The organism is Pseudomonas sp. NDM (assembly GCF_003105095.1).
In the GTDB taxonomy this organism is placed as follows: Bacteria; Pseudomonadota; Gammaproteobacteria; order Pseudomonadales; family Pseudomonadaceae; genus Aquipseudomonas; species Aquipseudomonas moraviensis_A.
In genome coordinates this window covers 22,867-28,866 of the sequence record NZ_QETJ01000060.1, presented here as the reverse complement: position 1 = coordinate 28,866, position 6,000 = coordinate 22,867, and the positions used below count along the sequence as shown (strand labels likewise).

5 protein-coding genes are annotated in these 6,000 nt (G+C 62.6%); all 5 read left to right on the top strand.

The genetic code is table 11. The annotated features are described in order from the left end of the window. Positions 1-169: 169 nt before the first annotated feature. The 5 genes from DCO47_RS14385 (at position 170) to DCO47_RS14365 (ending at position 5,875) form a co-directional block, all read left to right on the top strand. Positions 170-1,246: a putative 2-aminoethylphosphonate ABC transporter ATP-binding protein gene (locus DCO47_RS14385; protein ID WP_116658327.1), complete on the top strand. Its 1,077-nt coding sequence runs from the start codon at positions 170-172 to the stop codon at positions 1,244-1,246. After that, positions 1,246-2,970 carry a putative 2-aminoethylphosphonate ABC transporter permease subunit gene (locus tag DCO47_RS14380; protein ID WP_116658326.1) on the top strand — a complete coding sequence of 575 codons (1,725 nt, stop codon included), beginning with the start codon at positions 1,246-1,248 and terminating at the stop codon, positions 2,968-2,970. Before DCO47_RS14385 ends, DCO47_RS14380 begins: the two co-directional genes overlap by 1 nt. Positions 2,971-2,996: 26 nt before the next feature. Continuing rightward, positions 2,997-4,022 (top strand): putative 2-aminoethylphosphonate ABC transporter substrate-binding protein, encoded by a 1,026-nt coding sequence (locus DCO47_RS14375; protein WP_042606530.1) that lies wholly within the window; start codon positions 2,997-2,999, stop codon positions 4,020-4,022. A 165-nt stretch (positions 4,023-4,187) separates the two neighbouring features. Next, positions 4,188-5,321 carry a TIGR03364 family FAD-dependent oxidoreductase gene (locus DCO47_RS14370; protein WP_116658325.1) on the top strand — a complete coding sequence of 378 codons (1,134 nt, stop codon included), beginning with the start codon at positions 4,188-4,190 and terminating at the stop codon, positions 5,319-5,321. Then, positions 5,318-5,875 (top strand): phosphonate degradation HD-domain oxygenase, encoded by a 558-nt coding sequence (locus DCO47_RS14365; RefSeq protein WP_116658324.1) that lies wholly within the window; start codon positions 5,318-5,320, stop codon positions 5,873-5,875. The genes DCO47_RS14370 and DCO47_RS14365 overlap by 4 nt, the downstream gene beginning before the upstream one ends. Positions 5,876-6,000 lie beyond the last annotated feature (125 nt).

Genomic DNA, 6,000 nt, shown 5'->3' with positions numbered 1-6,000 from the left:
CAGCTCCTACAGGTGGACGCATTCCAATGTAGGAGCTGCCGAAGGCTGCGATCTTTTGACTTCCAACCAAAATCCCCGAATACCACTATCAGCCATTTTGGCCTCGCTGCCACATGACGGACGCATTACAACTCTAGGATTGGCCTCATCTGCTTGATGAGGTCTGTCCATGAATCCTGCCATCGCAATTGCCCTGACCCACCCCGGTGCGCCGATGAAAGTGCGCGGCGTGCACAAGCGTTTCGGCGCGTTCACTGCGCTGGATAACGTTTCGCTCGATGTCGCCGCCGGTGAACTGGTGTGTCTGCTCGGCCCGTCGGGCTGTGGCAAGACCACGCTGCTGCGCTGCATCGCCGGGCTGGAGAAGCAGGACAGCGGCGAGCTGTATCTGGGTGAGCGCGACGTCTCGCACCTCGCCCCGCAAGCTCGCGACTACGGCATTCTGTTCCAGTCCTACGCGCTGTTCCCCAATCTGACCGTCGAGGCGAACATTGCCTACGGCCTCGCCGGCAGCGGGCGCGATGAAGTGCGCCGTCGCGTCGGTCAGATGCTGGAACTGGTCGGCCTCACCGGAAGTGAGAAAAAGTACCCCGGCCAATTGTCCGGCGGTCAGCAACAGCGAGTAGCGCTGGCTCGGGCCCTGGCGCCGGCCCCGTCGCTATTATTGCTCGATGAACCGATGTCGGCCCTCGACGCTCGGGTTCGCGAGCATCTGTGCACCGAGCTGCGCCAGTTGCAACGCAACCTCGGCATTACCACCCTGATGGTCACGCACAATCAGGACGAAGCGATGTTGATGGCCGACCGCATCGCGGTGATGAACAACGGTCGCGTCGAGCAGTACGCCACCCCGCAGGAAATCTACGACCGCCCGGCCACGCCGTTCGTGGCCGAGTTTGTCGGCCAGGGCAACTGGTTGCCGTTCCAGCGAAGCAGCGACAGCCACGCCAAGGTCGGGGGGATGAATCTGCGCTTGGCCGATGGCAGCGTGCACAGCGCCTCGGGTCGACTGTTCTGCCGCCCGGAGGCGATCAATGTCAATCCGCTGGTGCATGAAGAAAACCTGTTCCCGGCCAAGGTTCGCGAGATCACTTTCCTCGGCAACCGCTGCCGTATGAGCTTCGAACTCGACCAATTGCCGGGCCACGCACTGCTCGCCGAACTCGCGCCGGAAGCCATGCCGCGCCTCGGCGCCCAGCAAATCATGGTCGCCTTGCCGCCGCGCAGCCTGCAGGTGTTTGCCTAATGAACAGCAACCTCGCGCTGCCGCTACCGCACAAGCAGGTGCGACAGTCCTCGAAAGCCGAGATCGGTGATCGCCTGTTCGTGGTCGGCGGGAAAATCCTCCTGCTGGTGCTGCTCGGCCTCGCGGTGCTGCTGCCCTTGCTGGCGATCTTCTGGCGCGGTTTCAGCAATGACGCCGGGCAGGGCGGTGGCTGGCTCGCGGCTAAGGAGTTGGTGACCAGCGCCAATTTCCACTGGCTGCTCGGCAACAGCCTGAAAGTTTCCCTCAGCGTCGCCGCCATTGTCGTACCGCTGGCCTACCTGTTTGCCTATGCGCTGCAACGCACGCTGATTCCGGCGAAGGGCATCTGGCGCGGGATTTCCCTGCTGCCGCTGATGGCGCCGTCGATGCTGCCGGGGATTGCGCTGGTCTATCTGTTCGGCAACCAGGGCATGCTGCGTGGGCTGCTCTCGGACAACATCTACGGGTTCTGGGGCATTGTGCTGGGTGAGGTGATTTATACCTTCCCCCATGCGCTGATGATTCTGCTCTCGGCATTGTCGCTGGCCGATGCGCGTCTGTTCGATGCTGCGTCGAGCATGGGCGCCAGTCCGGCCAAGGCGTTTCGCAGCATCACCTGGCCGGCGACCCGGCAGGCGGTGTTTGCAGCGTTCTGTCTGGTGTTCACCCTGACCATCACCGATTTCGGTGTGCCGGTGGTGGTCGGTGGCGACTATCAAGTGCTGGCGCTGGAGGCCTACAAAGCCGTGGTCGGTCAGCAGCAATTTGGTCGCGGCGCGTTGATCGGCATGGTGCTGTTGCTGCCGGCGCTATTCAGTTTCGGTGTCGATGCCTGGCTGCGTCGCCGCCAAGGCGACTCGATGAGCGGCCGTGCGCAGGTGTTCAAACCGCTGCCGTCCAAGCTGCGCGACGGCTGCTATCTGGTGATCGTTTTGCTGATCAGCGCCGCGCTGCTGCTGGTGTTCGGCATGGCGGTGTTTTCGTCGCTGGTGAAGTTCTGGCCATACAACCTGTCGCTGTCGCTCAACCACTATCAGTTCAACGAGACCGCCGGCGGTGGCTGGCTCGCCTACAGCAACAGCTTGAAGATGGCGTTGGGCACGGCGCTGATTGGCAGCGTGCTGATCTTCACTGGCGCTTACCTGATGGAGAAAACCCGCACCCAGCGCGGCCTCAACCTGACGTTGCGCCTGCTCAGTTTCGTGCCGATGGCCGTGCCTGGGCTGGTGCTTGGCCTGGGTTATGTCTTCTTCTTCAACCTCAGCGGCAATCCGCTGCACGTGCTCTACGGGACGATGACGCTGCTGATCGTCTGCACCATTGCGCACTATCTGACCACCGCACAAATGACCGCGACCACCGCGCTGCGCCAGCTCGACGCCGAGTTCGAAGCGGCGGCGCTGTCGCTGAAGGCGCCGCTGTACCGGCATTACCTGCGCGTGACCGTGCCGATCTGCCTGCCGGCGCTGCTGGACATCGTGCGCTACCTGTTCGTCTCGGCAATGACCACGGTTTCCGCTGCGATCTTCCTTTACAGCCCCGACACCATCCTCGCGGCGGTCGCAGTGCTGAACATGGACGACGCCGGCAACGTCGGCGGCGCTGCAGCGATGTCGACCCTGATTCTGTTCACCTCGGCGGGCGTGTCCTTGCTGCTGGCGTGGGCTTCGCGCGGCCTGTTGCGCCGTTCCCAGGCCTGGCGGCAAACCGCCCCCGGTCACTGATTCAACTCACCTACAGGAAAACGCTCATGTTCAAGCCTATGGCCCTGGCCGCTGCTGTGCTCGCGACTTTCAGCCTGAATGCCTTCGCGGCGAAAACCGAGTTGACGGTGTACACCGCCCTCGAAGCCGAACAGTTGAAGTCCTACAAGGAAGCCTTCGAAAAGGCCAACCCTGACGTCGAGATCAAATGGGTGCGCGATTCCACCGGGATCATCACCGCCAAACTGCTCGCCGAAAAAGCCCGGCCGCAGGCGGATGCGGTGTGGGGCCTGGCGGCTTCGAGTCTGGCGATCCTCGATCAGCAGGGCATGCTGCAAAGCTATGCGCCGAAGGATCTCGGCAAGATCGGCGCGAACTACCGCGACGCCGCCAACCCGCCGGCCTGGGTCGGCATGGACGTGTGGGCGGCGACCATTTGCTTCAACACCGTCGAAGCCGAAAAGCAGGGGCTGAGCAAACCCGTGAGTTGGCAGGACCTGACCAAGCCTGAATACAAGGGCAAGATCGTCATGCCCAATCCGGCGTCGTCCGGCACCGGTTTCCTCGACGTCAGCGCCTGGCTGCAAACCTTCGGCGAGAAGCAGGGCTGGGCCTACATGGACGGCTTGCACCAGAACATCGGCCAGTACGTTCACTCCGGTTCCAAGCCTTGCAAACTGGCAGCGGCGGGGGAGTTTCCGATCGGGATTTCCTTTGAATACCCTGCCGTGCAGCTGAAACGCCAGGGCGCGCCGCTGGACATCATCCTGCCGAAGGAGGGCCTGGGCTGGGAGATCGAGGCGACAGCGGTGATCAAAGGCACCCCGCATGAAGAAGCGGCGAAGAAACTCGCCGACTTCTCCGCCAGCGCCGAGGCGATGGACTTGTACAAAGAGAACTTCGCTGTTCTTGCACAGCCGGGGATTGCCAAGCCGCAGACCGAATTGCCAGCCGATTATGAGCAGCGCCTGATCAAGAACGACTTTGCCTGGGCCTCGAAGAATCGCGACGAGATCCTGGCTGAATGGCGCAAGCGGTATGACGGCAAGTCCGAGAAGGTTGTCGCGAAATAACTGACCCACACATCCTGTGGCGAGGGAGCTTGCTCCCGCTGGAGCGCGAAGCGGTGCCAAATTCTGCAAATGAGTAGTGTCAGGCACTCCACATCTGCGGAAGTTGCGACTGCTGCGCAGCCGAGCGGGAGCAAGCTCCCTCGCCACAAAAGCGGGATTGACTCTATGACACAACCCAAAGACCTGCTCATCGTCGGCGCCGGCATCCTCGGCCTGTCCCACGCTTACGCCGCTGCCAAACGCGGTCTCAAGGTCGCGGTATTCGAACGCACCGGTACGCCCCTCGGCGCTTCGGTGCGCAACTTCGGTCAGGCGCTGGTCACCGGTCAGCCACCCGGCACCATGCTCGACCTTGCCAAGGCCAGCCGCGAAATCTGGGGCGACTGGGCGCAACTCGCCGGACTGCAGATCAAGCGCAACGGCTCCTATCTGTTCGCCCGCAGCGAAGCCGAAGAACACCTGCTCGAAGCGTTCTGCGCCGGACGCGCGATCGAGCACGGCTACAACGTCGAACTGCTTCGCGCAACCGCGTTGCGTGATGTGTACGGCGGCCAGTTCAGCCATCACCGCGCCGCACTGCACGGCATTGACGATCAACAGCTGTACTCGCGCGAAGCCATCCCGGCACTGATCGACTACCTGCGCCGCGACCTCGGCGTCGAGTTTCACTTTTCCACCCTGGTGCGCGACGTCGAGCCGGGACATCTGCACAGCACCGCCGGCAGTTTTACCGCGAAGCAGATCATCGTCTGCTCCGGCCATGATTATCAGACCCTGCTCGCCGAGCCGATTGCCGCGCTTGAGCCGCAAGTCTGCCGCTTGCAAATGCTCCGGGCCAAACCGCAGTTCGATTTCAATCTGCAACACGCCGTGCTCACTGGTCTGAGCTGCGTGCACTACGGCGCCTTCGCCGATTTGCCGGAAGCCGCGGCGGTGCAGGCACAGATCCTCCGTGAACAACCGCACCTGCACGCCAACGGCATCCACCTGCTGATCAGCCCGACACCCTATGGCGAACTGATCATCGGCGACTCACATCACTACGGCAGCGACGCTTCACCGTTCAATGCCGAGCAGATTGACGACTGGATGCTGGAACTCGCCGAGCAGACCCTGGGCTGCCGGCTGCAAGTGGTCGAACGCTGGCAGGGCGTCTATGGCGCTCGCGGCCCCGGCCCGTTCTCGTTCCTGCGCCCGGCGCCGGGTTTGAGCGTGGCGCTGATGCACACCGGCGTCGGCATGAGCGTCGGCCCGGCGCTGGCCGAACGCAACATCGCGCAGTTGCTGGAGGAGGCATGAATCACGAGCAGGTGATCGCCCGGGTGTTTGGCCTGTATGAACGCTTCGGTACCAGCGATTACATCGGCGAGCCGGTGTCGCAACTCGAGCACATGTCCCAGGCCGCCGAGTTGGCGATGGCCGAGGGCTGTGATGATGAAGTGGTGCTCGCGGCGTTTTTCCATGACATCGGCCATCTATGTGCCGAAGGCGCGGACAACATGGGCGGTTATGGCGTGGTCAGCCATGAACGGCTCGGTGCGGATTATCTGCGTGAGGCGGGTTTCAGCGAGCGGCTGGCGCGGCTGGTGGAGTATCACGTGCAGGCCAAGCGTTATCTGACGTTGCGTGAGCCGGGGTATTACGCGCAGTTGAGTGAGGCGAGTCGGCGCACGCTGGAATATCAGGGCGGGGTGATGAGCGAGGCTGAGGCAGATGCGTTTGCGGCTGATCCGTTGTGTGCGCTGAGTCTGCGCATACGGCGCTGGGATGAGTTGGCGAAGGAGAGGGCGGTGCCGGTGATGGATCTGAGTGTGCTAAGGCGCAAGGCTGAGGTTTTGTTGTCGGCTGAATGATTGCAGCCCTCACCCCAACCCTCTCCCGGAGGGAGAGGGAGCTGATCTCCATGCTTTTCAAACCTGAGTTCGACTGGATATCTCAGGTCGGTGTATGACCCAAGAGCAACACAGTCGGCCCCCTC